23 protein-coding genes are annotated in these 23132 nt (G+C 63.3%); 10 read left to right on the top strand and 13 right to left on the bottom strand.

Annotation, left to right across the window (positions count from 1 at the left end):
* The first annotated feature begins 41 nt into the window (after nucleotides 1–41).
* Both ETW24_RS06265 and ETW24_RS24210 read left to right on the top strand, forming a co-directional pair.
* Nucleotides 42–761: a response regulator gene (locus tag ETW24_RS06265; RefSeq protein WP_129370237.1), complete on the top strand. Its 720-nt coding sequence runs from the start codon at nucleotides 42–44 to the stop codon at nucleotides 759–761.
* Between the two features lies 1 nt (nucleotide 762).
* Nucleotides 763–903, top strand: a complete 141-nt coding sequence (locus tag ETW24_RS24210) for a hypothetical protein (protein WP_164982706.1) — start codon at nucleotides 763–765, stop codon at nucleotides 901–903.
* 427 nt (nucleotides 904–1330) lie between these two features.
* Here the strand turns inward: ETW24_RS24210 and ETW24_RS06260 are convergent, their stop codons facing one another.
* The 5 genes from ETW24_RS06260 to ETW24_RS06240 form a co-directional block, all read right to left on the bottom strand.
* A complete protein-coding gene (locus ETW24_RS06260) occupies nucleotides 1331–2539 on the bottom strand; it encodes a DUF1501 domain-containing protein (protein WP_129370236.1) in 1209 nt (402 codons plus the stop codon).
* Between the two features lie 15 nt (nucleotides 2540–2554).
* Nucleotides 2555–3940, bottom strand: a complete 1386-nt coding sequence (locus ETW24_RS06255) for a DUF1800 domain-containing protein (protein WP_129370235.1) — start codon at nucleotides 3938–3940, stop codon at nucleotides 2555–2557.
* Nucleotides 3941–4174: 234 nt separating this feature from the next.
* A complete protein-coding gene (gene aspS / locus ETW24_RS06250; protein ID WP_129370234.1) occupies nucleotides 4175–6028 on the bottom strand; it encodes an aspartate--tRNA ligase in 1854 nt (617 codons plus the stop codon).
* A 372-nt stretch (nucleotides 6029–6400) separates the two neighbouring features.
* Complete coding sequence (locus ETW24_RS06245; RefSeq protein ID WP_129370233.1) at nucleotides 6401–7063, bottom strand: aminotransferase class IV family protein; 663 nt, start codon at nucleotides 7061–7063, stop codon at nucleotides 6401–6403.
* Entirely contained in the window at nucleotides 7006–8211 is a 1206-nt protein-coding gene (locus tag ETW24_RS06240) for an aminodeoxychorismate synthase component I (protein WP_129370232.1), read from the bottom strand. Before ETW24_RS06240 ends, ETW24_RS06245 begins: the two co-directional genes overlap by 58 nt.
* A 199-nt stretch (nucleotides 8212–8410) precedes the next feature.
* Between ETW24_RS06240 and carB the strand changes: the two genes are divergently transcribed.
* The gene (gene carB / locus ETW24_RS06235; RefSeq protein WP_129370231.1) at nucleotides 8411–11758 is read left to right on the top strand and encodes a carbamoyl-phosphate synthase large subunit; all 3348 of its coding nucleotides are present in this window, start codon (nucleotides 8411–8413) and stop codon (nucleotides 11756–11758) included.
* 182 nt (nucleotides 11759–11940) lie between these two features.
* Complete coding sequence (locus ETW24_RS06230; protein WP_129370230.1) at nucleotides 11941–12516, top strand: cytochrome P460 family protein; 576 nt, start codon at nucleotides 11941–11943, stop codon at nucleotides 12514–12516.
* A 113-nt stretch (nucleotides 12517–12629) separates the two neighbouring features.
* Here the strand turns inward: ETW24_RS06230 and ETW24_RS06225 are convergent, their stop codons facing one another.
* From ETW24_RS06225 to ETW24_RS06215, 3 genes are all read right to left on the bottom strand, one after another.
* Complete coding sequence (locus ETW24_RS06225; protein WP_129370229.1) at nucleotides 12630–13340, bottom strand: trypsin-like serine peptidase; 711 nt, start codon at nucleotides 13338–13340, stop codon at nucleotides 12630–12632.
* Between the two features lie 561 nt (nucleotides 13341–13901).
* On the bottom strand, nucleotides 13902–14630 hold the full coding sequence (gene arsH / locus ETW24_RS06220) for an arsenical resistance protein ArsH (RefSeq protein ID WP_129370228.1): 729 nt from the start codon (nucleotides 14628–14630) through the stop codon (nucleotides 13902–13904).
* On the bottom strand, nucleotides 14623–15087 hold the full coding sequence (locus tag ETW24_RS06215) for a hypothetical protein (RefSeq protein WP_129370227.1): 465 nt from the start codon (nucleotides 15085–15087) through the stop codon (nucleotides 14623–14625). Before ETW24_RS06215 ends, arsH begins: the two co-directional genes overlap by 8 nt.
* 372 nt (nucleotides 15088–15459) lie before the next feature.
* Here ETW24_RS06215 and ETW24_RS06210 point away from each other — a divergent pair, with 372 nt between their 5' ends.
* Together ETW24_RS06210 and ETW24_RS06205 are read left to right on the top strand one after the other, a co-directional pair.
* On the top strand, nucleotides 15460–16062 hold the full coding sequence (locus tag ETW24_RS06210) for a thymidine kinase (RefSeq protein WP_129370226.1): 603 nt from the start codon (nucleotides 15460–15462) through the stop codon (nucleotides 16060–16062).
* 66 nt (nucleotides 16063–16128) lie between these two features.
* Nucleotides 16129–16386, top strand: coding sequence for a hypothetical protein (locus ETW24_RS06205; protein WP_254695713.1), 258 nt, complete (start codon nucleotides 16129–16131; stop codon nucleotides 16384–16386).
* Nucleotides 16387–16414: 28 nt separating this feature from the next.
* On the opposite strand, the gene ETW24_RS06200 is transcribed toward ETW24_RS06205, so the two are convergent.
* Genes ETW24_RS06200 through ETW24_RS06185 form a run of 4 tightly spaced genes read right to left on the bottom strand, consistent with a single transcriptional unit; the run spans nucleotide 16415 to nucleotide 19056 of the window.
* Entirely contained in the window at nucleotides 16415–17368 is a 954-nt protein-coding gene (locus tag ETW24_RS06200; RefSeq protein WP_129370225.1) for a 2-hydroxyacid dehydrogenase, read from the bottom strand.
* Nucleotide 17369: 1 nt separating this feature from the next.
* Nucleotides 17370–17708, bottom strand: a complete 339-nt coding sequence (locus ETW24_RS06195) for a tRNA-binding protein (RefSeq protein ID WP_129370224.1) — start codon at nucleotides 17706–17708, stop codon at nucleotides 17370–17372.
* On the bottom strand, nucleotides 17701–18516 hold the full coding sequence (proC, locus tag ETW24_RS06190) for a pyrroline-5-carboxylate reductase (protein ID WP_129370223.1): 816 nt from the start codon (nucleotides 18514–18516) through the stop codon (nucleotides 17701–17703). The genes ETW24_RS06195 and proC overlap by 8 nt, the downstream gene beginning before the upstream one ends.
* A gap of 39 nt (nucleotides 18517–18555) precedes the next feature.
* Nucleotides 18556–19056: a YbjN domain-containing protein gene (locus tag ETW24_RS06185; RefSeq protein ID WP_129370222.1), complete on the bottom strand. Its 501-nt coding sequence runs from the start codon at nucleotides 19054–19056 to the stop codon at nucleotides 18556–18558.
* A gap of 428 nt (nucleotides 19057–19484) precedes the next feature.
* Between ETW24_RS06185 and ETW24_RS24205 the strand changes: the two genes are divergently transcribed.
* The gene (locus ETW24_RS24205; protein ID WP_164982705.1) at nucleotides 19485–19640 is read left to right on the top strand and encodes a hypothetical protein; all 156 of its coding nucleotides are present in this window, start codon (nucleotides 19485–19487) and stop codon (nucleotides 19638–19640) included.
* Nucleotides 19641–19996: 356 nt separating this feature from the next.
* Here the strand turns inward: ETW24_RS24205 and ETW24_RS06180 are convergent, their stop codons facing one another.
* Nucleotides 19997–20242, bottom strand: a complete 246-nt coding sequence (locus ETW24_RS06180) for an accessory factor UbiK family protein (RefSeq protein ID WP_019296037.1) — start codon at nucleotides 20240–20242, stop codon at nucleotides 19997–19999.
* A gap of 97 nt (nucleotides 20243–20339) precedes the next feature.
* On the opposite strand from ETW24_RS06180, the gene lgt reads away from it, so the two are divergent.
* The 3 genes from lgt to pgeF are packed head-to-tail and all read left to right on the top strand — an operon-like array spanning nucleotide 20340 to nucleotide 23055.
* Nucleotides 20340–21239, top strand: coding sequence for a prolipoprotein diacylglyceryl transferase (gene lgt / locus ETW24_RS06175; RefSeq protein WP_129370221.1), 900 nt, complete (start codon nucleotides 20340–20342; stop codon nucleotides 21237–21239).
* The gene (locus ETW24_RS06170; protein WP_129370220.1) at nucleotides 21236–22303 is read left to right on the top strand and encodes a class I SAM-dependent methyltransferase; all 1068 of its coding nucleotides are present in this window, start codon (nucleotides 21236–21238) and stop codon (nucleotides 22301–22303) included. The genes lgt and ETW24_RS06170 overlap by 4 nt, the downstream gene beginning before the upstream one ends.
* Nucleotides 22300–23055, top strand: a complete 756-nt coding sequence (gene pgeF, locus ETW24_RS06165; RefSeq protein ID WP_129370219.1) for a peptidoglycan editing factor PgeF — start codon at nucleotides 22300–22302, stop codon at nucleotides 23053–23055. The genes ETW24_RS06170 and pgeF overlap by 4 nt, the downstream gene beginning before the upstream one ends.
* Nucleotides 23056–23132 lie beyond the last annotated feature (77 nt).

The raw sequence follows: 23132 nt of genomic DNA, 5'->3' as shown, positions 1-23132 counted from the left end.
AATCCCTAGCGTCGGAGCATATCCCGCAAGGAGGATACGTTATGGACGATTCGGAACTGTTTGCTGCCGCTCAACGCCTGCCCACCACCCGGCGCCCGCTATTGGGGCTGACTATCCTGGTGGTCGAGGACAGCCGCTTTGCCTGCGAGGCTTTGCGCCTGCTCTGTCTGCGCAGCGGTGCCCGCATCCGCAGGGCGGACTGCCTGAAATCCGCCCGCCGCCATCTGCAGGTCTACCGCCCGTCGGTGCTGATTGCCGATGTCGGCCTGCCGGACGGTTCCGGCCTCGATCTGATCCGCGAACTGTCAGAGGCCAGCCCGCGCCCCGGCGTGATCCTGGCCACCTCGGGCGATCCAACGCTTGAAGAGGCCGCGCTTGACGCAGGGGCTGGCGGTTTTCTGGAGAAACCGATTACCTCGCTTGCAGCCTTCCAGGAAAAAATTCTGTCAAATCTGCCACCCGACCGCCAATTGTCCGGTCCGCGCGCGCTGGAAGACGAAACAGTGGAACCCGATTTCCTTGCCTACCGCGATGACATGGCCCATGCCGCCGATGTGCTGAACATGAACCAGGAAGAAAAAACCCTGGCTTATCTGGCGCAGTTTCTGGGCGGCGTTGCCCGCAGTGCCGGCGACAACCCGCTTGCCGAGGCCGCCGACCGCCTGGCCCGTTCCCGGCGCAAGGGCAAACCGCTGACCCAGGATGCTGCAACCCTGGCCGGCCTTGTACAGGAGCGGCTGGAACGCCGCGCGGCGATCTGACATGGCCGAAGCTTTTCTCATCGCCCTCGCCACGCTGGTCATTGTGCTTTACGGCCAAACCCGCCTGGAAGCCCGCGCCATCCGCCGCAATCGCGGGGGCACTGACAGCCGCGCATTGATCCTTTCATCACGCAATCAGTGACCCCTGCGCGCCGCCATAGCCGCCTGCCGGTTTTGGCCGCATCTGCTGGGACAGGGTGGCCTGCCACTGGTGTCATAACCGTCTGCACTCCTTCTGCGGAAAGCTGGCGGTACCCTGATTGTCCGGCTGGGCCCAGCCAGAAGATATGTTCCTCCCGATGGGCAACAACGCTCCGTTTGCAAATTGGGCACGGCCAGCCTGCTAACGTCTGCGGACCAGCCAGGCGGCAATCGGCGTCTTTCCAAGCCGGACCATCATAACTTTCCCTATCCGCACTTTCTTCGGGCGTTCTCCCGCGCCCGCAGCTCAGCGGCTTGCGCCGCAGCGCTTGGCGGCCTTGGGCCCGGCACCGCCTTTCAGGCGGTGCCGGGCCCAACGGCTCAGACCGTTCCCTGAACGGGTCGAGCGGGCGGGAGAACCACGGCTCTTACAATAGCAAACCGGGATCCTCTGCCATGGCCAGCCCCGGAAACACACTAGTTTCCAGATCACTTTTCCGGGCACCTGCCAATCCATGCATGAGCCAAGCAAGATGCTGGCGCACATCCGCTGTCGGCATCAGATCCCGGCGGTCATAAAGATCAGCCTCCGCCAGTCCCGGCCAGCGCCCCAGCACCCTGCCGCCGCGGATCGCCCCGCCTGCCAGCAGCATCGCACCGCCGGTGCCATGATCAGTGCCGCCAGTGCCGTTCTCGCGCACGGTGCGCCCGAACTCGGTCACAGCCGCCACCGCCGTCTTGCCCCAGATCCCGTCCCCCAGGCCGCTGCGCAGCTTCAGGACGGTCTCCGACAGCCGCCCCAGCGCGGACTTCAGGCCGTTTGCCTGGCGGTAATGCGTATCCCAGCCATTGATCGAAAACGCCGCAATCCTGGTATCGCCGCGCAGCTGCTCCGCAGCATAAGCGGCAATCTCGGTGTGTGCTCTCCCCTTCGGCGCCGCCTGCATCATGCCGCTGTCCCCGCTGCCGGTATCTTCGGATCCCAAAGACAGATCCTGCCGGGTCAGCTCCAGCGCCTCATTCAATGCCCTGTGGAACAGCGGATCCTCTTCCATCAGCAAGCCCGCCAGCCGCTCGGCCTGCGGGCTTAGCGCCAGCCCCGCCCCCGGCGCCCATTGCGAGACCGGCGCTGCCCCGTCCAGCAGCAGCATCCGCTCCTGACCGATAGCAAAAGCGGTGCGTGCCTCCACTCCGGGCATCTGCTGCAGCAAACGGTTCAGCCAGCCGCCTCTTGCGTCGCCCAATGCCGCGGTGCCCGCTTCCAGCAGGTCCTGGCCGTCAAAATGGCTGCGCCGGTCGCGGTAGGGGGTGGATACCGCCTGCACAAACCCCAATTCGCCTGCACGCCACAGCGGCAGCAACGGTGCCAAGCCTGGATGCAGGGCGTAGAACCCGTCAAGATCGGCCGCCCCGGCCTGCGGTCCGCCCGACAGGGTCTGCCGCAAGCCGGCCAATGCGGGGTCGCCGTAAGGCTGCACCGCATCCAGCGCATCCATGCCGCCGCGCAGAATGATCACCACCAGCCGCGTGTCCCAGGGGGCCGCGGCAAAGCTGACCGGCGTGACCAGCGGGCTGGCCGCCAGAGAACAGCCCAGCATGGCAGAACGGGTCAGCAAGGATCGGCGTGTCAACTGCATGAAGCAAACCTCCTGTTAGCGGCGCTGAAAGGCCGGAGAGGTCAGGATCAGCCCGACCGCCTCTGACTGGGTTTCGGCGGCGCGGGCCGCAAACCGGACCCGTTCATTGGCAAATCGGCCCAGCGCCGCAGTGGCAAAGACACGCGGATCCGGCAGCGGCTGCGCCAGCCGCCGCGGCGCGGCCATCGCCCAGCGCAGACGCGCAGCCAGAGCTTGCGGCGTGATCCAGGACGTATCCTCTTCCGGCCAGCCATCCGGCCCGCCGGAGAATTCCCAGCGTTGACCCATCGGCGTCAGCTGTGCCAGCAGCAGCCGGTTCAGCTGCCCTGGCTTCAATGCGGAAAACCGCGCCTCAGGCACCGCAAGTGCGCGGCAGGCAGAGGCCACATAGTCAAACGGCGGTTTGACATTCTGCAAATCCGGCTGCCAGGCCGCGGGGTGTTCCAGCAGCGCTGAATAGACCTGCATCAGATCGCCGCCGCTGTCCTGATAACGTACCGCCAGATGCGACACCAACCCCGGCTCCGGCTGGTCAGAGGTGAAATGCACCGCAAGCTTCCACGCCAGATGCTGCGCAGTGGCAGGATGGCGTGCAAGATCACGCAACGCCGACAGCACCTGGCCCAGCTCCGGCTTGCCGCCGCCATAGGTTTGCCCAAGCACGGTTTCCGCCCCCGGCTCAGCCATTCCAGGGCGGAACACAAAGCCCTTGTCCTGCGCCGCGGTCAAGCCGGTGAACAGCTCGGCCAATTGCCGCACATCCGCCTGGCCATATGGCCCATCCACGCCCAGCGTATGCAGTTCCAGCACTTCACGGGCGAGGTTTTCATTCAGCCCGCTCAGCCGCTTGCGCCGCTTCGCCGCCCGGCTGCCCGGCCCGGCCGAGCGGTTCTGATCCAGGTAATGCAGCATCAAGGGGCTGGTGGCTGCGGCGATCAGCATATCCTCGAAACGGCCCGCCACAAGCGGCCGGATGACGCTCTCGGCATAGGGTGCGGCCAGAATGCGCAGCGCTCCGTTTTTGCCTTGCGCGGTAAAATGATCGGCCCAGAACAGCACCAGCCGTTCGCGAAAGGCATCGCGGGTAAAGACGTGGCGCAGCAACCTTTGGCCGTGCCACCTGAACCGCGCCGCATTATGCGCGCGGCGGTAGGCCTTAAAGGCCTTGTCCGCGGCCTCGTACCCTTGGCCGCCTTCCTGCCGCTTGCGGTCCCGCCTCAGCCGCCGGAATTCCTTGGCGCGCGCAAAGGCTTCGTCAAAACCGCTGAGAGGAAATCTGAGAGCCATTTCATCGGCGCCTTGCAGGCGGCTCAGCATTGCCTCTGCCGAAACCGGAGGCCGCACCAGCGGCGACAGCCCTGCCCCAAATCGGATCTCCGCCAAATCTCCGTCAAACTGCATCGCCCTGTTCTCCCTGGACGGCCTGATCTCTCTGGACGGCCTGGCTTTACTGCAGATTAAAGCATCCACGCCCGGGTCCACAGCTGATTTTCATGTGATACGCAGATCTCCGCGCGTTCCGTCGCCTGTTCTGCAGATTTTCGGACCACCGTTGCCCGGCAAAAATTCCGCCTTGGCCCCAACGAAAAAAGCCCGGACAGTCGCCCGGGCCTTCTTTCAACATCAAAATGCGGTTTACTGATCCTGCGGGATCACGCGCAGGCCCAGTTCCATCAGCTGATCGCTCATCGGCTCGGAGGGGGCCGACATCATCAGGTCCTCGGCGCGCTGGTTCATCGGGAACATGATGACCTCGCGGATGTTGGCTTCATCCGCCAGCAGCATCACCATACGGTCGATGCCGGCCGCGCAGCCGCCGTGCGGCGGGGCGCCGTACTGGAACGCATTGACCATGCCGCCGAACCGCTTCTCGACCTCATCCTTGCCATAGCCGGCAATTTCAAACGCCTTGAACATGATCTCCGGCTTGTGGTTCCGGATCGCGCCCGAGACCAGCTCGTAACCGTTGCAGGCCAGATCGTACTGGTAGCCCTTGACCGCCAGCGGATCGCTCAGCAGCGCGTCCATGCCGCCCTGCGGCATGGAGAAGGGGTTGTGCTCGAAATCGATCTTGCCGGTTTCCTCGTCCTTCTCGTAGATCGGGAAATCCACGATCCAGCAGAAGGCAAAGCGGTCCTTGTCGGTCAGGCCCAGCTCTTCGCCGATCACCGTGCGGGCGCGGCCTGCAACGCTTTCGAACGCCTTCGGCTTGCCGCCTAGGAAGAAGGCCGCGTCGCCCACATCCAGGCCCAGCTGCTGGCGGATCGCTTCAGTGCGCTCGGGGCCAATGTTTTTGGCCAGCGGGCCCGCCGCCTCATTGCCAAGGACAATCTCACCCGATTTGATCATGGCGTTGACGTCTTTAACGGTGATCCCGCGCTCCTGTGCGATGGAATCCGCCGATTGCTTGCGCCAGAAAATATACCCCATGCCCGGCAGGCCTTCGCCCTGGGCAAACTTGTTCATCCGGTCGCAGAACTTGCGGCTGCCGCCGGTCGGCGCCGGGATGGCGCGGATTTCGGTGCCTTCGTTCTCCAGGAGGCTGGCAAAGATGGCAAAGCCGGAGCCGCGGAAATGCTCGGAGCAATCCTGCATCTTGATCGGGTTGCGCAGGTCCGGCTTGTCGGTGCCGTACCATTTGGCGGCATCCTTATAGGAGATCTGCGGCCATTCGCTGTCGACCTTGCGCCCCTTGCCGAATTCCTCGAACACGCCCTGCATCACCGGCTGGATTGTGTCGAACACATCCTGCTGGGTGACAAAGGACATCTCCAGGTCGAGCTGGTAGAAATCGGTGGGCGAGCGGTCGGCGCGCGGGTCTTCGTCGCGGAAACAGGGCGCGATCTGGAAATATTTGTCAAAGCCCGAGACCATCATCAGCTGTTTAAACTGCTGCGGCGCTTGCGGCAGGGCGTAGAACTTGCCCGGATGCAGACGCGAAGGCACCAGGAAGTCACGCGCGCCTTCGGGGGAGGACGCGGTGATGATCGGGGTCTGGTATTCGTTAAAGCCCTTGTCCCACATGCGCTTGCGGATCGATTGGACCATGTTTGAGCGCAGCAGCATATTGCGCTGCATCTTCTCGCGGCGCAGGTCCAGATAGCGGTAGCGCAGGCGGGTTTCTTCCGGGTATTCCTGCTCGCCGAAGACCATCAGCGGCAGCTCTTCGGATTTGCCAAGCACTTCGATATCACGGATGAAGACTTCGATCTCGCCGGTGGGGATTTTGGCGTTCACCAGGGCCTCATCGCGCGCCTTGACGTTGCCGTCAATGCGGATGCACCATTCCGAGCGGACTTTCTCGATCTCGGCAAAGACCGGGCTGTCCGGGTCGGCCATAACTTGCGTGACGCCGTAGTGGTCGCGCAGGTCGATGAACAGCAATCCGCCGTGGTCGCGCACACGGTGAACCCAGCCCGACAGGCGGACGGTGTCACCGACATTGGATTTGTTCAGTTCGGCGCAGGTATGGCTGCGGTAGGCGTGCATGGCGGGACCTTTCGTGTCTCGGGTCGTCTGTCCGGGTGGACCGTCATTCTGGAGATGCGCCGGACCGGCGCCTGAATTCGTCCGGGGTGGTACACAAGTTTGCAGCGTGGTTGTCAAGCAAACAGGGCAATTTCAGCGCTTCCCACCTTCCCTTTCCGCAGGCTGCGCCCTGTGCAGACAGGCTCCCGCCCCTTCCGCATCCCATCGCTGACGCGACAGGACGGTAAGCGTTGGGCCTGGCGCCCCGCCGTTGGCGTGGCGCGGGCGGCGTCCGGACGCCGCCGCAGCGCACCAAAGGTGCGCTGCCTGGCCCAAAGGGCAATCGCCCGCTGGCGCCAGCCAGGAGGCTCTTGTCTGCGGGAGCGCTCCCCCTCAGACCAGCCTTGCCGGGATCAAACCGCGCAGCGAATTGCCCATGCGGACGGCCTGCGCCTCCTGCAGATCCTGCAAGCCAAGAACCGCCTCGCAGCAATCACCCCGCTCCAGCATCACCTGCCGCAGGATGCCCGGCAGCAGGCCGCAGGTCAGCGGCGGCGTCACCACCTGCCCGTCCGGGCGGGTCACAAATAGATTGGTAATGGTGCCCTCGCACAGCTCCCCGCGCTGGTTCAGAAACAGCAGCTCATCCACACCCTCCGGCAGCTTTGCCCGTGCGGCATCATACACCGCGCGGCGGGTGGTCTTGTGCTGCAGCCAGACATCCGCCGGATCCAGCCTTGTTTCAGCGATGCCCAACCGCCATTCCGCAGGGCTGCTTCCCAGCGGCGGCGCCGTCAGCTCCAGCTGCCCGCCCGCGTCCAAAGTAAGACGGCAGCGCAGCGGTATGCCCGGTATGCCGCCGGCAGCCTCCGCCAGCACACGCCGCGCCTGCTCCGGCTCAAAGGGAATGCCAAATTCAGCCGCACTGCGCACCATCCGGGCCAGATGCTGCGCCAGATGCCGGAAGCCTTCGCCCGGGTGCCAGCCCAGCGTCTCGATCAGGCGGAAAGCGGGATCGTTCTGGATGGCGTCACGCGGGCAAACCGGGCTTTCCATAGCGCTTCCTCATACTCAGACTCCGCGGTGCTGTCCCAGACCACGCCGCCGCCTACGTTGAGCGTCGCGCTGCCCTTTTCCAGCATCAGCGTGCGGATCGCCACGTTGAATTCCGACGACCCGTCCGGTGCCGCCCAGCCGATGGTGCCGCAATAGATATCACGCGCCCAGTGTTCCAGATCCGCGAGGATCTCCATTGAGCGGATTTTGGGCGCGCCGGTTATGGAGCCGCAGGGAAACAGCGCCGCAAAAACCTCTGCCAGCCCGGCATCAGGCCGCAGCTTTGCCCGCACCGTGGAAACCATCTGGTGCACCGTGGCATAGCTTTCGACCGCAAACAGCTCCGGCACATGCACCGAACCGGTCTGCGCCACGCGGGAGATGTCGTTACGCAACAGATCCACGATCATCAGGTTTTCAGCGCGGTTTTTCTCATCCTTGCGCAGGAAATCGCGGCGGAGGGCATCCTCGACCGGATCATCGCTGCGCGGCTGGGTGCCTTTCATCGGGCGGGTTTCAATCATGCCCTTAGCATCGGTGCGGAAGAACAGCTCCGGCGAGCGCGACAGCAGGTCCGGCAGGCCGTCCTGTTCAACCAGAACCCCGTGGCCGACCACCTGTTTCGCTTGCAGTGCGGCATAGAGCTCTTCGGCAGAGCCATAGGCATCTGCATCAATCGGGAAGGTCAGGTTGGCCTGATAGATGTCGCCGTTGCCGATTTTGCGGTTCACCTCAGTGAACGCCTTAGCGTAGCGCTCATAGGTCCAGCGGGGCGCAATGCCTTCCAAACCTGCTCCGTCCGGCTGAAGGCCGGGCAGCACCCGACCCTCCCCACCTGAGGGCGCTTCCGCCCCCTCCCAAGTCCGGGCGCTGCCCTCAGCGTTCTGCGGCAGTGGCTGCTCATATACTCCGAAATTCATCAGCGGCAGCCGCCGCTCCTTTGGCATCCGCCCTGCCAGCCTTGGCTCCAGCGCGTAGCCCAGCTCATAAGATGCATATCCCACCAGCCAATGCCCGGCATCGCGCGCCGCATCCAGCGCTGCAAGTGCAGCGGGCACGTCCGCCGGCACGTCCGCACGGATCACGCGCAGCGGCTGGTCGAAACATGTGCCGGCCCCCTTAGGGCCCTGATCAAAGCGAATCCGCACCGGAATTGACTCCCCAAGGTCTTGGCCCCCACATATAAACGTTCGCTATGCGAACAAAAGGGGTGGATGCGGCATTTCCAATTCCGTTTCCGATCCCCCTTGAACCTTTCAGCGCGGTCCCTATAACGCAGGACAATTTGGGCACTCGCCAGTGCCCCTGATTCAAAGCTGCCCGCTCGTCAACCAAAGGAATATGGCCATGCCTAAAAGAACCGACATCCAGTCGATCATGATCATCGGAGCCGGTCCGATCGTCATCGGGCAGGCCTGCGAGTTCGACTACTCCGGTGCCCAGGCGTGCAAAGCTTTGCGCGAAGAGGGTTACCGGGTGATCCTGGTGAACTCCAACCCGGCCACCATCATGACCGATCCGGGGCTTGCGGACGCCACCTATATCGAGCCGATCACGCCAGAGGTGGTCGCCAAGATCATCGAGAAAGAACGCCCCGACGCGCTGCTGCCGACCATGGGCGGGCAGACCGGGCTCAACACCTCGCTGGCGCTGGAAGAAATGGGCGTGCTCGAGAAATTCGGTGTCGAGATGATCGGCGCCACCCGCGATGCCATTGAAATGGCTGAAGACCGCAAACTGTTCCGCGAAGCGATGGACCGCCTCGGCATTGAGAACCCGCGCGCCACTATCGTCACCGCACCCAAGCTGGAGGACGGCAAGGCGGACCTGGACGAAGGCATCCGCATCGCGCTGGAAGCATTGGACGACATCGGCCTGCCCGCGATCATCCGCCCGGCCTTTACCATGGGCGGCACCGGCGGCGGCGTCGCGTACAACCGCGAAGACTACATCCACTTCTGCCGCACCGGCATGGACGCGTCCCCGGTGAACCAGATCCTGGTGGATGAAAGCCTGCTGGGCTGGAAAGAGTTCGAAATGGAAGTGGTCCGCGACAAGGCGGACAATGCGATCATCGTCTGCTCGATTGAAAACATCGACCCGATGGGCGTCCACACCGGCGATTCGATCACCGTGGCCCCGGCGCTGACGCTGACCGACAAAGAATACCAGATCATGCGCACCCACTCGATCAACGTGCTGCGCGAGATCGGTGTGGAAACCGGCGGCTCCAACGTGCAATGGGCGGTGAACCCCGCCGATGGCCGTATGGTGGTGATCGAGATGAACCCGCGGGTGTCGCGCTCCTCGGCACTGGCCTCCAAGGCAACCGGCTTCCCGATTGCCAAGATCGCGGCCAAGCTGGCAGTGGGCTACACCCTGGACGAGCTGGACAACGACATCACCAAGGTGACCCCGGCATCGTTCGAGCCGAGCATCGACTATGTCGTGACAAAGATCCCGAAATTCGCGTTTGAGAAATTCCCCGGCTCCGAGCCGTATCTGACCACCGCGATGAAATCGGTGGGCGAGGCCATGGCGATCGGCCGCACCATCCATGAATCTTTGCAAAAAGCGCTGGCGTCGATGGAATCCGGCCTCACCGGCTTTGACGAAGTGGATATCCCCGGTGCGCCGGACAAGGCCGCAGTGTTCAAGGCGATCAGCCTGCAGACCCCGGACCGGATGCGCACCATCGCCCAGGCGATGCGCCACGGGCTGACGGATGAAGAAATCTTTGGCGTCACCAAATTCGATCCCTGGTTCCTGGCCCGTATCCGCGAAATCGTCGAGGCCGAAGATGAAGTCCGCGACGGCGGCCTGCCGACGGACGAAAAAGGCCTGCGTGCGCTCAAGATGCTGGGCTTCACCGACGCCCGCCTTGCCAAGCTGACCGGCCAGACCGAGGCTGAGGTCCGCAAGGCCCGCCGCGCGGCCGGCGTCAACGCCGTGTTCAAGCGGATCGACACCTGCGCCGCCGAATTCGAAGCGCAGACACCCTACATGTACTCGACCTATGAAGCGCCCGCCTTTGGCGACGTCGAATGCGAGGCGCGCCCCTCTGACCGCAGGAAAGTGGTCATCCTCGGCGGCGGCCCGAACCGGATCGGCCAGGGCATCGAATTCGATTACTGCTGCTGCCACGCCTGTTTTGCGCTGACCGACGCGGGCTATGAGACCATCATGATCAACTGTAACCCCGAGACCGTGTCGACCGACTATGACACCTCGGACCGGCTGTATTTCGAACCGCTGACGTTTGAGCACGTGATGGAAATCCTGCGTGTAGAGCAGGACAACGGTACCCTGCACGGCGTCATCGTGCAGTTCGGCGGCCAGACCCCGCTGAAGCTGGCAAACGCACTGGAAGAGGAAGGCATCCCGATTCTCGGCACCTCGCCCGACGCCATCGACCTGGCCGAAGACCGCGAACGGTTCCAGGCGCTGGTCAACAACTTGGGCCTCAAGCAGCCGAACAACGGCATCGCCTCCACGGACGAGCAAGCGCTGGAAATCGCAGAAAAAATCGGCTTCCCGCTGGTGATCCGCCCGTCTTATGTGCTGGGTGGCCGGGCGATGGAAATCGTCCGCGACATGGACCAGCTGAAACGCTACATCGCCGAGGCGGTGGTGGTTTCCGGCGACAGCCCGGTGCTGCTCGACAGCTACCTGGCCGGCGCGGTTGAACTGGATGTGGACGCGATCTGCGACGGCAAAGACGTGCATGTGGCAGGCATCATGCAGCACATCGAAGAGGCCGGCGTGCACTCGGGCGACAGTGCCTGCAGCTTGCCGCCCTACTCGCTTGGCAAGCCGGTGATCGAACAGATCAAGGAACAGACATTCGCATTGGCCAAAGCGCTGAATGTGGTTGGCCTGATGAACATCCAGTTCGCGATCAAACCCAATGACGCCGGCGAAGAGGAAATCTATCTGATTGAGGTGAACCCGCGCGCGTCGCGCACGGTGCCGTTTGTCGCCAAGGCAACCGACAGCGCCATTGCCTCGATCTCGGCCCGTGTGATGGCAGGTGAGCCGCTGTCGAACTTCCCGATGCGCGCGCCCTATAAGCCGGACGCGGGCTATGACGTGAACACCCCGATGGCCGACCCGATGACCCTGGCCGACCCGGATATGCCCTGGTTCTCGGTCAAGGAAGCGGTGCTGCCCTTTGCCCGCTTCCCCGGCGTCGATACCATCCTTGGCCCCGAAATGCGCTCCACCGGTGAAGTCATGGGCTGGGACCGTTCCTTTGCCCGCGCCTTCCTCAAGGCGCAGATGGGGGCCGGCATGGTGCTGCCGTCCTCGGGCCGCGCCTTCGTCTCGATCAAGGATGCCGACAAGGGCCGGCTGATGCTGGAAGCGGCGCAGATCCTGGTGGAGCAGGGCTTTACCCTGGTCGCCACCCGCGGCACCCAGACCTGGCTCGAAGGCCAGGGCGTGGCGTGCGAGCTGGTGAACAAGGTCTATGAAGGCCGCCCCCACGTTGTGGACATGCTCAAGGACGGCGGCGTCCAGCTGCTGATGAACACGACTGAGGGCGCGCAAGCCGTTGAGGACAGCAAGGAAATGCGCTCGGTCGCGCTTTATGACAAGATCCCCTACTTCACCACCGCAGCCGGCGCCAATGCCGCTGCACGGGCGATCAAGGCCCAGGCCGAAGGGGACGTCGAAGTGAAGTCGCTGCAGGGCTAGGCACCCTCTGCCCGGACGCTTCAACGCTATGTTTAATAAAGCCCCGGCAACGCCCGGGGCTTTTCCTTTGCGTGCTGTGCTTTCACACAGCCGTGTAGAGTTGTGACCCGGTAAATCCCTGAACTGTGCGACCGTGAACAACACAACACGACCCGCAGCATTACAACTCAGGGAGAAAGGCCATGAACTTACCGACAAAGATTGCCGCAGGACTTTTGGCACTTGTACCGGCCGGCGCAATTGCCCAGGACTGCCCTGTGGATGGCGACCCCTCGGAACTTGAAGCAGAGGCCGTTGTTGAGATCTACGAATGCATCGAGGCCAAAATGGCCGAAGGATATGCCAGCAACGGCGATCCGGTCGGCGCTGGCTTCCGCTCCTGGCAGGTGACGTCAACCCGCCCGGCCCTTGCCGGCCCGCATGGCGAGCGGTTCCTGCAGACCTTTGCAAACGGCATTGCCGCTGAACAATATCTGAAGTTCGCCGAAGAAGGCTTTGTGATGCCCGCGGGGTCGGTTCTGGCCAAGGAAAGCTTCAAGGTCAAGAAGGGCAACGCCGTTCCCGGTCCGCTGTTCATCATGACCAAGCTGGCCGATGGCGGCGCGCCCGAGGCCGGTGACTGGCTTTATGCAGCCCTCCTGCCCAGCGGCAAGGAAATGAAGATCAAGCAAAGCTTCTGCGCAGGCTGCCACATGAATTGGGAGGATCAGGACAGCCTGGCCTATCCATTGGAAGAGGTCCGCCTCAGCAGCCAGTAACCGCAGGACGGCGTGCTGCAAAAGGAAACAGCCCCGGGGAACCAAACGGGGCTGCTTCGCGTCCTGCCGCTCTTATTCTGCAGCAGGCTATTGGGCCGCAGCGGCGGCTGCGGTCACCCCGCCTGCCGCATCAGCGCCTGCAGCGCATCCCCCAGCGGTGCGGCCAGCGACACCCCCCTGCCCCCCATCCGGGCCTTGGAAGAGATCACCGAAACCAGCTGCGGCGCCCTGCCCGGACGCTTTTGCAGCACGGGTGAACCGGACGCCCCGAAATCGACCCGGCATGTGGTGATCAGCGAGCTTTGCCGCGCCGCAATCACCTGGCAGGCGCTTTGCAGCCGGGGCGAGGTCGCATTGCGGTGCGAATAAGACATCACATCCACCCGCATGCCGCGCTCCGGCGCTGCGGCCAGCACCAGCGGGCGGATCACATTTGCACTGATCGGGCTGTCCAGACGCAGCACAGCAATGTCTGTTCCGGTTTGAAACTGGCCGGTCCGGCCATGCCGGTAGCCCGGATGGACAACAGCCTTGACCACTTGGCGCGACGCCTTGGCGCGGCGGCCGTTCAGCCCTGCCTCAAATTTGATACTCCGCGGGTTCACGGCCCGGCCACTACGGATGTCATACATGCAATGGGCCGCCGTCAGCACCATATCCGGCGCAATCAGGCTGGCCGTGCACATGGCTTTGCCACCGATGTTCAGGCGCCCCACGGCCTCCCAACCCGGCACAGATTGCACCCGGGCCGCCTGCCCGGCCACGGCCGCTGCAGTACTGAAACCTATCAAGACTGCGGCGGCAATTCCCAGTAATTGTCTCATGACCCACTCCATTTTCCCACATCGCTATGGTCGGTGAGCCCTGAGGCTGGAATGCGGCTTGCTGCGGTGCCGCGCGGGCAGAAATATGCGCAGAATGAGACAGGATTAACAAAACCTTAACGCGGTCTCTCTGTACCGGGGCCGAAGCTCCCGAACCCCTTATTTACTTAACGGGCGCCTGCGATTTTTATAAAAACTCCCTAAAAACAAGGGAAAATCCGCTGGGTTTCGTTAGGAAGAAAATTCAGGTTTTCCCCCGTTTCCATGCGGTTTCCAGCGCAGGCGGTAACTTCACGGCCCGATTGCGGCGGAAATGAGCCTTAACAATTGCCTAAACGCCAGGGGAGAGGCCGCCCAATTGCTTAACCGCACACCACACCAAATGCGAGAATAAGGTTTCTAGGTAACCGCAATGCCTGTGCCGCTCGCTTGCCCGTTTGCCTGTCTGCCTGTCTGCCATCCTGCGACGTGCCGGTGATACCGGTCATCTGAAACAATAAAGCCCCGGCAGCGGCGCCGGGGCTTAGGTTTGTCTGCAGACAAGGGCATACTGCCCGCAGGCTACTTCTGCGAGACCCGCTGATGCACCTCTTGAGCGCTCTCCAGCCGCTCCGAATAGCGGTCGGTCAGGTAATCCTTGCGGCCTCGCACCAGCCAGGTGAATTTCACCAGCTCTTCCATCACATCCACCAGACGGCGGTAGAACGGGCCTTCCGGCAGGCGCTCTCCCTCCCCGAATTCCAGCCAGGCCTTGGGGATCGAGCTTTGGTTCGGGATGGTCAGCATCCGCATCCAGCGGCCCAGGATGCGCATCTGGTTGACTGCGTTAAAGCTTTGCGAGCCGCCCGAGACCTGCATAACCGCCAGCGTCTTGCCCTGCGTGGTGCGGATGCCGCCCTGCAGCGACAGCGGCAGCCAGTCGATCTGCAGCTTCATGATACCGGTCATCGCGCCATGGCGCTCCGGGCTGGACCAGACCATCCCCTCGGACCAGACTGCCAGATCGCGCAGCTCTGCCACCTTGGGGTGCTCCGCCGCACCCGCATCATCCGGCAGCGGCAGACCGGAAGGGTCGAAAATCCGCGTCTCGCAGCCCAAGGCCTGCAGCACCCGCGCAGCCTCCTCAGCCGCCTTGCGGGAATAGCTCACCGCGCGCAGGGAGCCGTACAGCAGCAGAATGCGCGGCGCGTGGCGCGGATCGCCAGGTGCCGCCAGCGCGTCCACGTCAATCGGATGCAGCTCACCTTCCGCAATGGCAGGCAGGCTGCCCCCGTCACCGGTCTCAGGCACTGTCTTCCTCCAGGTGCAGCTTCATATCCAGCAGAACCTGCTGCAACAGCACCGTTTCCCTGAGCAGCCGCTTGGCCTCGTTCACGGTGATAATGCCATCTTCCATCGCTTCCTGGTATTCGCTCATCAGCTGGGCAAACCGCTGGCTCAGCGCAATCACATCCGCATTCACACCGCCGCTGCGCCCGGTCTCCTCGGCAGAGCCGTTGCCGTTGTAAGACAGGGTGATGTTCTTCAGCTCCGCCAGCGCCGAGGTCACATGCGGATAAGACGCAGCACTTTCCAGCTTGGCCACTGCATCCACCGGCATGAACCGGTCTGTGTGTTCGGCATTGTCCGAGTAATAGCGCCCCAGTGTTGCCTTGGACTTCCCCGTGATCTGGCAGGCGGCTTCGATGCCGACATCCTTTACCAGCGCTTCGGTGTGTTTCTTCAGATACGACCCGATTTCAGCCATTTAAATCCTACCTGGCTTGACCGCCGCCCCCATGGGGAACGAACCGGTTAATTTCCCATTTCTGTCTTGTAGAGGAATTGCGATACCTTATCCATCCCTCAGGTTTTCAGGGATTTAGCGAGTGGGTTGATGCAATTGGCATCAGTTGTTCAGTGCAAAGCGGAACGGGGTGAGTGACGTTCCGCTGTTAGGGTAATTGGTCTGCCCGGTACTTGGGCTCTCCGGGGCATTCGGCTTGGCCGTTTTAGGGATTTGTTCCTCCCTGGCCATACCCGCCCCGGTGAGCCTTCCCGCCACGGCTTTACCTCCACCCCGAAAAACAGGCACGAATCCGGTTTTCCCCGCAGGCCGGGACGGGTAAACCCCGGCTCCATGGCCAAGCTCTATTTCAACTACTCCACCATGAACGCGGGCAAATCGACGGTGCTGTTGCAGGCGTCGCATAACTACCGCGAAAACCATATGGATACCTACCTGCTGACCGCCCGGCTGGATGACCGCGCCGGCGAGGGCAGAATCGCCTCGCGCATCGGCATCGGCGAAGCAGCGGATATGTTTGCCGCGGGCGACGACCTTTACACCCGCATTGAACAGCGTCTGGCACGCGGCCCGGTGGCGGCGATCTTTGTCGATGAAGCGCAGTTCCTGACGCCCGATCAGGTCTGGCAGCTGGCCCGCGTTGTCGATGATCTGCGGGTGCCGGTGCTGGCCTACGGCCTCAGGGTGGATTTCCAGGGCAAGCTGTTCCCCGGCTCCGCCACCCTGCTGGCGCTGGCGGATGAAATGCGCGAGGTGCGCACCATCTGCCACTGTGGCAAAAAAGCCACCATGGTGGTCCGCCAGGACAATCAGGGCCGGGTGCTGACCGAGGGCGACCAAGTGCAGATCGGCGGCAATGAGACCTATGTTTCGCTGTGCCGCCGCCACTGGCGCGAGGCGGCGGGCGATCTGCGCTGCGGCAAAACGGCAGAGTAAGCCGCCCGAAACAATCTGCCGCGATCTGTGCTATACTCCTTTGGACCACTTCCAAAGGAGGCCGTCATGACAAACCACGCCCCTCTGGGCGACTCGCTGGCCGGCAAGCTGCGCTTTCACCTGTCCATCATGATTGGCGCCTGCATCGCCGGGGCAGCCGTCATCACCGCATTTGTGCTGGGGTACTACTCAGTCAGGGCCATTCTGGTCTGCGCCGCCATCGGTGCCATCCTGGCCTGGCCGGCAGGCACCTATGCCACCCGCAGGATCAAGCGTGACGATCCCGCCTGGGACCACCGCCGGGACAAGCCCAAAGACGCCTGAGCCGGGACGCGGCTCAGGCAGACATGTTTCAGACCCGGTTGGGCAGCGCCGCGCCATTCAGATAGGCTGCGACATTGTCCAACGCCATATGGCCCATATCGCTGCGCACCTCTTCGGTGGCGGTGCCCAGATGCGGCAGCAGAGTGGCGTTATCCAGATCGATCAGCGCCTGCGGCACCTTGGGTTCGAACTCATAGACATCCAGCCCGGCACCGCCGATTTGGCGGTTCTGCAGCGCGTCGATCAGCGCCGCCTCCTCGACAACTTCACCACGGGCGATGTTGATCAGATGGGCGTGGGACTGCATCGCGCCCAGAACCTCGGCGTTGATCAGATGCGTGGTCTCGGCGCCGCCCGGCACCGCCACAACCAGAAAATCCACCTGCCCCGCCAGATCAATCAGGCTGCCGGCGCGGTCTGCCGGGAAGTCCAGATCCTTCGCCGAACGTGCCACGTAGGACACATCCATGCCAAAGCCGAAATGGCAGCGCCGCGCAATTGCCTGGCCGATCCGGCCCATACCGGCGATGCCGACGCGCTTGCCAGTCGCGTGCAGCCCCAGCATCTGGGTCGGATGCCAGCCCGCCCAATCACCCTTGCGCAGCATCCGCTCGCCCTCCGAGGCACGGCGCGCAGACATCAGGATCAGCGTCATCGCAATATCGGCGGTGGCATCAGTCACTGCCCCCGGCGTGTTGGTCACCTCGACGCCTGCCGCCCGCGCGGCCGCCACGTCGATATGATTGTAACCGACGCCGAAATTGGCCAAGAGCTTGCAGCGGGGCGTGCCCGCCTTGGCAAAGATCTCAGCCGTGAACTTGTCGCCCAGCGTCGGCACGACGATGTCGAATTCCGCCAGGGCGCGCAGCATCTCTGCCTCATTCATCACCGCGTTGGTTTCACGGATTTCCAGATCACCAAACGCCTCCCGCGCCCGTGCCGTGACCGCTGCCGTCATCGGCCGCGCAATCCAGATTTTCATCTCAGTGCATCCTCCCGCCCAGCGGGACCTTTCCATCAGGCCCGGCCAGGAATATCTCTCCGTTTTCATCCGGCAGGCCCAGAACCAGGATCTCTGACATGAACGTGCCGATCTGCCGCGGCGGGAAGTTTACGACGGCCAGAACCTGCTTGCCCACCAGCGTTTCCGGCATGTAATGCGCCGTAATCTGCGCTGAGCTCTTTTTTACGCCAATATCCGGCCCGAAATCGACCCAAAGCTTGATTGCCGGCTTGCGCGCCTCGGAAAACGGCTCGGCACGGATGATTTCACCGGCGCGGACGTCGACCTTCAGGAACTCGTCAAAAGTGATCTCAGCCACGCGACAACTCCTTTGAACGTTCCGTGGCCGCAGCCACAGCCCGGTTCAGCAGCGCCGGGAAACCGTCGTCATCATCCATCAGCACCTCAAGGGCAGCCTGGGTGGTGCCGTTCGGGCTGGTCACATTGATGCGCAGCTGGCCGGGGCTTTCCTCTGCCGCCTCCGCCAGCGCGCCGGCGCCCGCAACAGTCGCCTTGGCCAGCCGCATCGCCAGGTCCGCCGGCAGCCCCTGCGCCTCGCCCGCGACTGCCAAAGTCTCAATCAGGTGGAACACATAGGCGGGGCCCGAGCCGCTGACGCCGGTGACGGCATCCATCTGGCCCTCATTATCCAGCCGCACAACCTGCCCGACGGCTTGCAGCAGCCCCTCGGCACGGTCAAGATCCGCATTATTGGTGTGTGCATTGCCGATAATCGCGGTGATACCGCGCCCGACAGCTGCCGGTGTATTCGGCATCGCCCGCACGATCGGCGACTGCGCCCCCAGAACGTCCTCAAAGGTGGCAATCGAGGTGCCCGCGGCAACGGAAATGAACAGGGTGGCGCCGTTGCCGTAGCTTTGCAGCACCGGCAGCGCGGCGCCCATCATCTGCGGCTTGACGGCAATCAGCACGATGCCCGGCGCCGCGGGCAGTTCTGCGTTGATATGGACGCCGGTGCCCTGCAGCCAGTCCGAGGGGTGCGGGTCAATCACCCAGACCGACGCCGCGGGCAATCCGCCCTCCAGCCATCCGGCCAGCATCGCCGATCCCATCTTGCCGCAGCCCAGCAGTACCAGCCCGCGCGCGGTAATCTCTTGCATATCCATCTTAAGCCCCTCCCCTAAATCCCAGGTTCAGGGCAAGGTTTACGCCCGCCCGTATGCCTCTGCAATGGCGACCTGCATCGCGTCCTGGGTGCTGCGCTTTCCCCAGACTGCCAGCTGGATTGCCGGGTAATAGCGCTCGGCATTGGCCACCGCGGCTTTCAGCATTGCATCAATCTGCTGCGGGCTGGCCATCTGGCCGCCGGACAGCATCAGCCCATAGCGGAACAGCATCAGCTTGTGATCCGCCCAATAAGTAAAGGAGCCTTCCCAGCACTGGTCGTTCATGCTGTTGATCAGCTCATAGAGCCGCGGCAGCTCGGCCTCCGGGGGTTCCATTTCAAAGCTGCAGACCAGCCGCAGGCATTCCTCATAGCCCGACCAGGCCAGCGTCAGCGAATAGGTGCGCCACTGCCCCTCGACCGACATGGCAATCTGGTCATCACCAACCCGGTCAAAGTCCCAATCATGGTGCGACGCCAAATGCTCGACGATGTCTATGGGGTGGATGTCTTCTTCCAAGTGAAGCTCGGATAGTGCCATTTTGCCACCTCTCTCTTTGCCTAGCTTACCGGGCACAGAGTTTCCCTATAGCTAGTTTATTCTGCTACGGGCCGGGGACGCATCCCCGCTCCCATACAAGATATGGTGGAGCTGAATTGATAATCTGGCAACCCTTATTTTGGGGATATCTGCAATAACTTGTGGATGAACTATCCACAGCCCCCTAGATGCCGGCCTCTGCGTAGCATTTAAAATCCAGAATTGAAACCGCTTCCTGTACGGTCTCCGGCCGGATCACGCACCGGACAATTCCACCCGGCCCAGCATCACCCCGGCTGATTGCTCTCTTGCAAAACCATGCGTGCGTTCGACCGGCCTCCCGCTGCATAAATTAAGCATTTACAATGCGTATTTATTCTTTTAGGTGTTTCTTTATTCACCGCGCTTACCCATTAAGGAGCCGCCCCATGACACTGTCCGAAGCATTTCTGTGGCCTGGAACCAAAGTCTGTGAACGCCTGGGCGTCGACCCGGAGGGCGAAGCCGGCCTCATCCGCTGGATGGTCAACACGCTTGTCTATCTGACCGTAAGCTTGATTGCCGTTTGGATCATTTCGGTCTGACCGCAGCCGGCACGGTCCATCGCGAGCACAGCCCCGAAGTTCTGCATCGCGAACAAACCGGGCTGCAAGGCATGAAGCTTCAACGACTGCTTCACCCGCAGCCCGGCCGAACACTTACCGGAACACGGCCCCCGCACAGTTCGTGATCCCGGACCCGGCCAATCAACCGTGCTTCGCTGTCCAGCTCGCGCTGCACCTTCCGCAAAGGCGGTGCGGTTTCCGGCCCAGCATGCGTAAAGCGGCGCATGCCCCCCCCTGCGTCACCGCAGATCTGCTATGCGTGTTCACCATGGCACAAAAAAACCCGCCGCAGCATCTCGCCGCAGCAGGCTCATTCTCAGGCCAGCACTGCCCGGTTATTTCTGCGCGGCCTCCAGCGCATCCAGCCGCGCCTTCAGCGCCTCATTCTCCTCGCGCGCTTTCTGTGCCATGGCGCGCACCGCGTCAAACTCCTCGCGGGTGACGAAATCACGGTCGGCCAGCCAGCGGTCGATCATGCTTTTCAGCGCGGTGTCCGCCTCGTCTTTGGCGCCCTGGGCCACGCCCATCGCATTGGTCATCAGCTGGGAAATATCGTCCAGGATCTTGTTGCGGGTCTGCATGCTCTTCTCCGTCTCAGGGCTGACTCCTATATGGGGAAGCGGGCGCGCGGCTGCAAGCCGTTGACTTCCCCCGAAGACCAGAGGCATTCAGACGCATATGCAGGCCATGATCCAATTCCCCGACCTTTCGTCCGAGATTTTCTCGATCTCCCTCGGCTCATTTGAGTTCGCCCTGCGCTGGTATGCGCTGGCCTATATCACCGGGATCGTCATTGCCTGGCGGCTGGCTGTCGCGGCCCTGCGCCGTCCTGGGCTGTGGCCCGCGCAGCAGCCGCCGATGAAGCCGCAGCAGGTCGAGGATCTGCTGACCTGGATCATCCTCGGCGTGATCCTGGGCGGGCGCCTGGGTTTTGTGCTGTTCTACCAGCCCGCCTATTACCTGGCGCATCCGGCTGAGATCCTGAAGATCTGGCAGGGCGGCATGGCCTTTCACGGCGGCCTGCTCGGCGTGGTTCTGGCGACGCTGATCTATGCCGCGCGCCACAACATCCCGAAACTGCAGATCGCCGATCTGGTTGCCCATACCGTGGCACCGGGCCTGCTGCTGGGACGGCTGGCCAACTTCATCAATGCCGAGCTTTGGGGCCGCCCCACCGATCTGCCCTGGGGCGTCGCCTTTCCCGGCCCCGCCGCGCAGGACTGCGGCCAGGCGCTGGGTCAGCTTTGCGCCCGCCACCCTTCGCAGCTGTATGAGGCAGGGATGGAGGGGCTGATCCTCGGCGCCCTGCTTCTGCACCTCGCCTGGCGCCGCAATGCGTTTCACACCCCGGGCCGCCTGCTGGGCGTGTTCCTCGCGGGCTACGGCCTCGCCCGTTTCATAGTTGAGTTCTTCCGCCAGCCGGATGCGCAGTTCGTCTCTCCCGGCAATCCGCTGGGGCTGGCCTGGCATATCGACGGCTTCGGGATCACCCAGGGCCAGGCGCTGTCGCTGCCGATGATCGCCATCGGCCTCTGGTTCCTGCTGCGCGCCCGCCATGCCGCCCGGAGCCCGGCATGAGCCTGGCAGATCACCTTGCCGCCCGCATCCAGGCGGATGGCCCGATGTCTGTTGCCGCCTATATGGGGGAGTGCCTGCTGCACCCGCAGTATGGCTATTACACCACCCGTGACCCCTTGGGCGCCAAGGGAGACTTCACCACCGCGTCGGAAATCAGTCAGATGTACGGCGAACTGATCGGCCTCGCCCTGGCCCAATGCTGGCTTGACCAAGGCGCCCCGGCCCCCTTCACGCTTGCCGAACTGGGACCGGGCCGCGGCACCCTGATGGCGGACCTCTTGCGCGCCACCCGCGGCGTGCCGGGGTTCCATGCGGCGATGCAGATCAAACTGATCGAGGCCTCACCGAAACTGCGCAGCACCCAAGCCAGGACGCTGGAGGCATACGCCCCCGAATGGCTGAACTCTGCGGACGCCCTGCCGGACCAGCCGCTACTGCTGGTAGCCAACGAATTCTTTGACGCCCTGCCCATCCGCCAATTCATCCGCAGCGGCGATAACTGGAGCGAACGGCGCATCGGCCTGACAGACGGCAGGCTGGCCTTCGGCCTCAGCCCCGCCGCGCCGCAGCCCGCCCTGGATCACCGCCTGCAAGACACCCAGGAGGGCGATCTGGTTGAGATTTGCGACGCCGCCGCCCCCGTCACTCAGGCCATCGCATCCCGAATCGCTGCCCATGGCGGCGCGGCTCTGATCGTGGATTATGGCGACTGGCGCGCCCTTGGCGATACCCTGCAAGCCTTGCGCGCGCATAAACCCGCTGATCCGCTGCTGGCCCCCGGCGAGGCCGACCTGACCGCCCATGTGGATTTCGAGGCGCTGGCAATAGCCGCCAAAACCGCCGGTTGCGCCTATACTCGCCTCACCCCGCAGGGAGTGTTTCTGGAGCGTCTCGGCATCACTGACCGCGCCCGCGCCCTGGCCGCGCCGCTGCAGGGTGAGCCGCTGGACTCCCTGATCGCCGCACATCGGCGGTTGACGCACCCCGATGAAATGGGAAACCTGTTCAAAGTGCTCGGCCTCTATCCCTCGACGGCCGCTCCTTTGCCAGGATTGAACCCATGACGCTTGAAATTCTCACGTCCGATCTGCTTGGCCCGGTGCGGCACGGCTTTTTCACCCGCAGGGGCGGCGCCTCCTCGGGCATCTACCACGGGCTGAACTGCGGCCTGGGCTCCACCGATCAGCGCGAAGCAGTGCAGATCAACCGCGCCCGCGTGGCCGCCGCGATGGAGGTGCCGCCCGAGAACCTCAGCGCCGTGCATCAGGTCCACAGCGCCGATGTGCTGGTGGTCACAGAACCCTCGCAGGACCGCCCCCGCGCCGATGCCATGGTCACCAATATACCTGGTTTGGCGCTGTCGATACTGACCGCCGACTGCCAGCCGGTGCTGTTTTGCGACCCCGAGGCCGGCGTCATCGGCGCCGCCCATGCGGGCTGGCGCGGCACTCTGGACGGGGTGCTGGAGGCCACGCTGGAAGCGATGGAGGGCCTCGGCGCCCGGCGCGAGGACACGGCGGCAGTGATCGGCCCCGCGATCTCGCAGCGCGCCTATGAGGTCGGCCCTGAGTTCTTTGAAGATTTCGTGATGCAGGACGACGGCTACGCCCGGTTCTTTGCCAATGGCGAAGGCGGCCGCTACCTGTTCGACCTGCCGGGCCTGGGCTTGCACAAACTGCGCCAGGCCGGTGCAGGCATGGCCGAATGGACCCGTCACTGCACCTACTCCGAGCCTGAGAAATTCTACTCCTACCGCCGCGCGACCCACGCGAAAGAGGCCGACTACGGCCGCCTGATCTCCTGCATCAGGCTTTAAGGCTCCGTTAACCAGGGAAATTGTGGCGAATTTTATTAAATTTCGCCGCATTCCTTACCTTCCGCTGCGGCATCCCC

The organism is Leisingera sp. NJS204 (genome assembly GCF_004123675.1).
Classification (GTDB): domain Bacteria; phylum Pseudomonadota; class Alphaproteobacteria; order Rhodobacterales; family Rhodobacteraceae; genus Leisingera.
The sequence above is the reverse complement of the archived record's forward strand: the minus strand, read 5'-3'. Positions and strand labels throughout refer to the sequence as shown.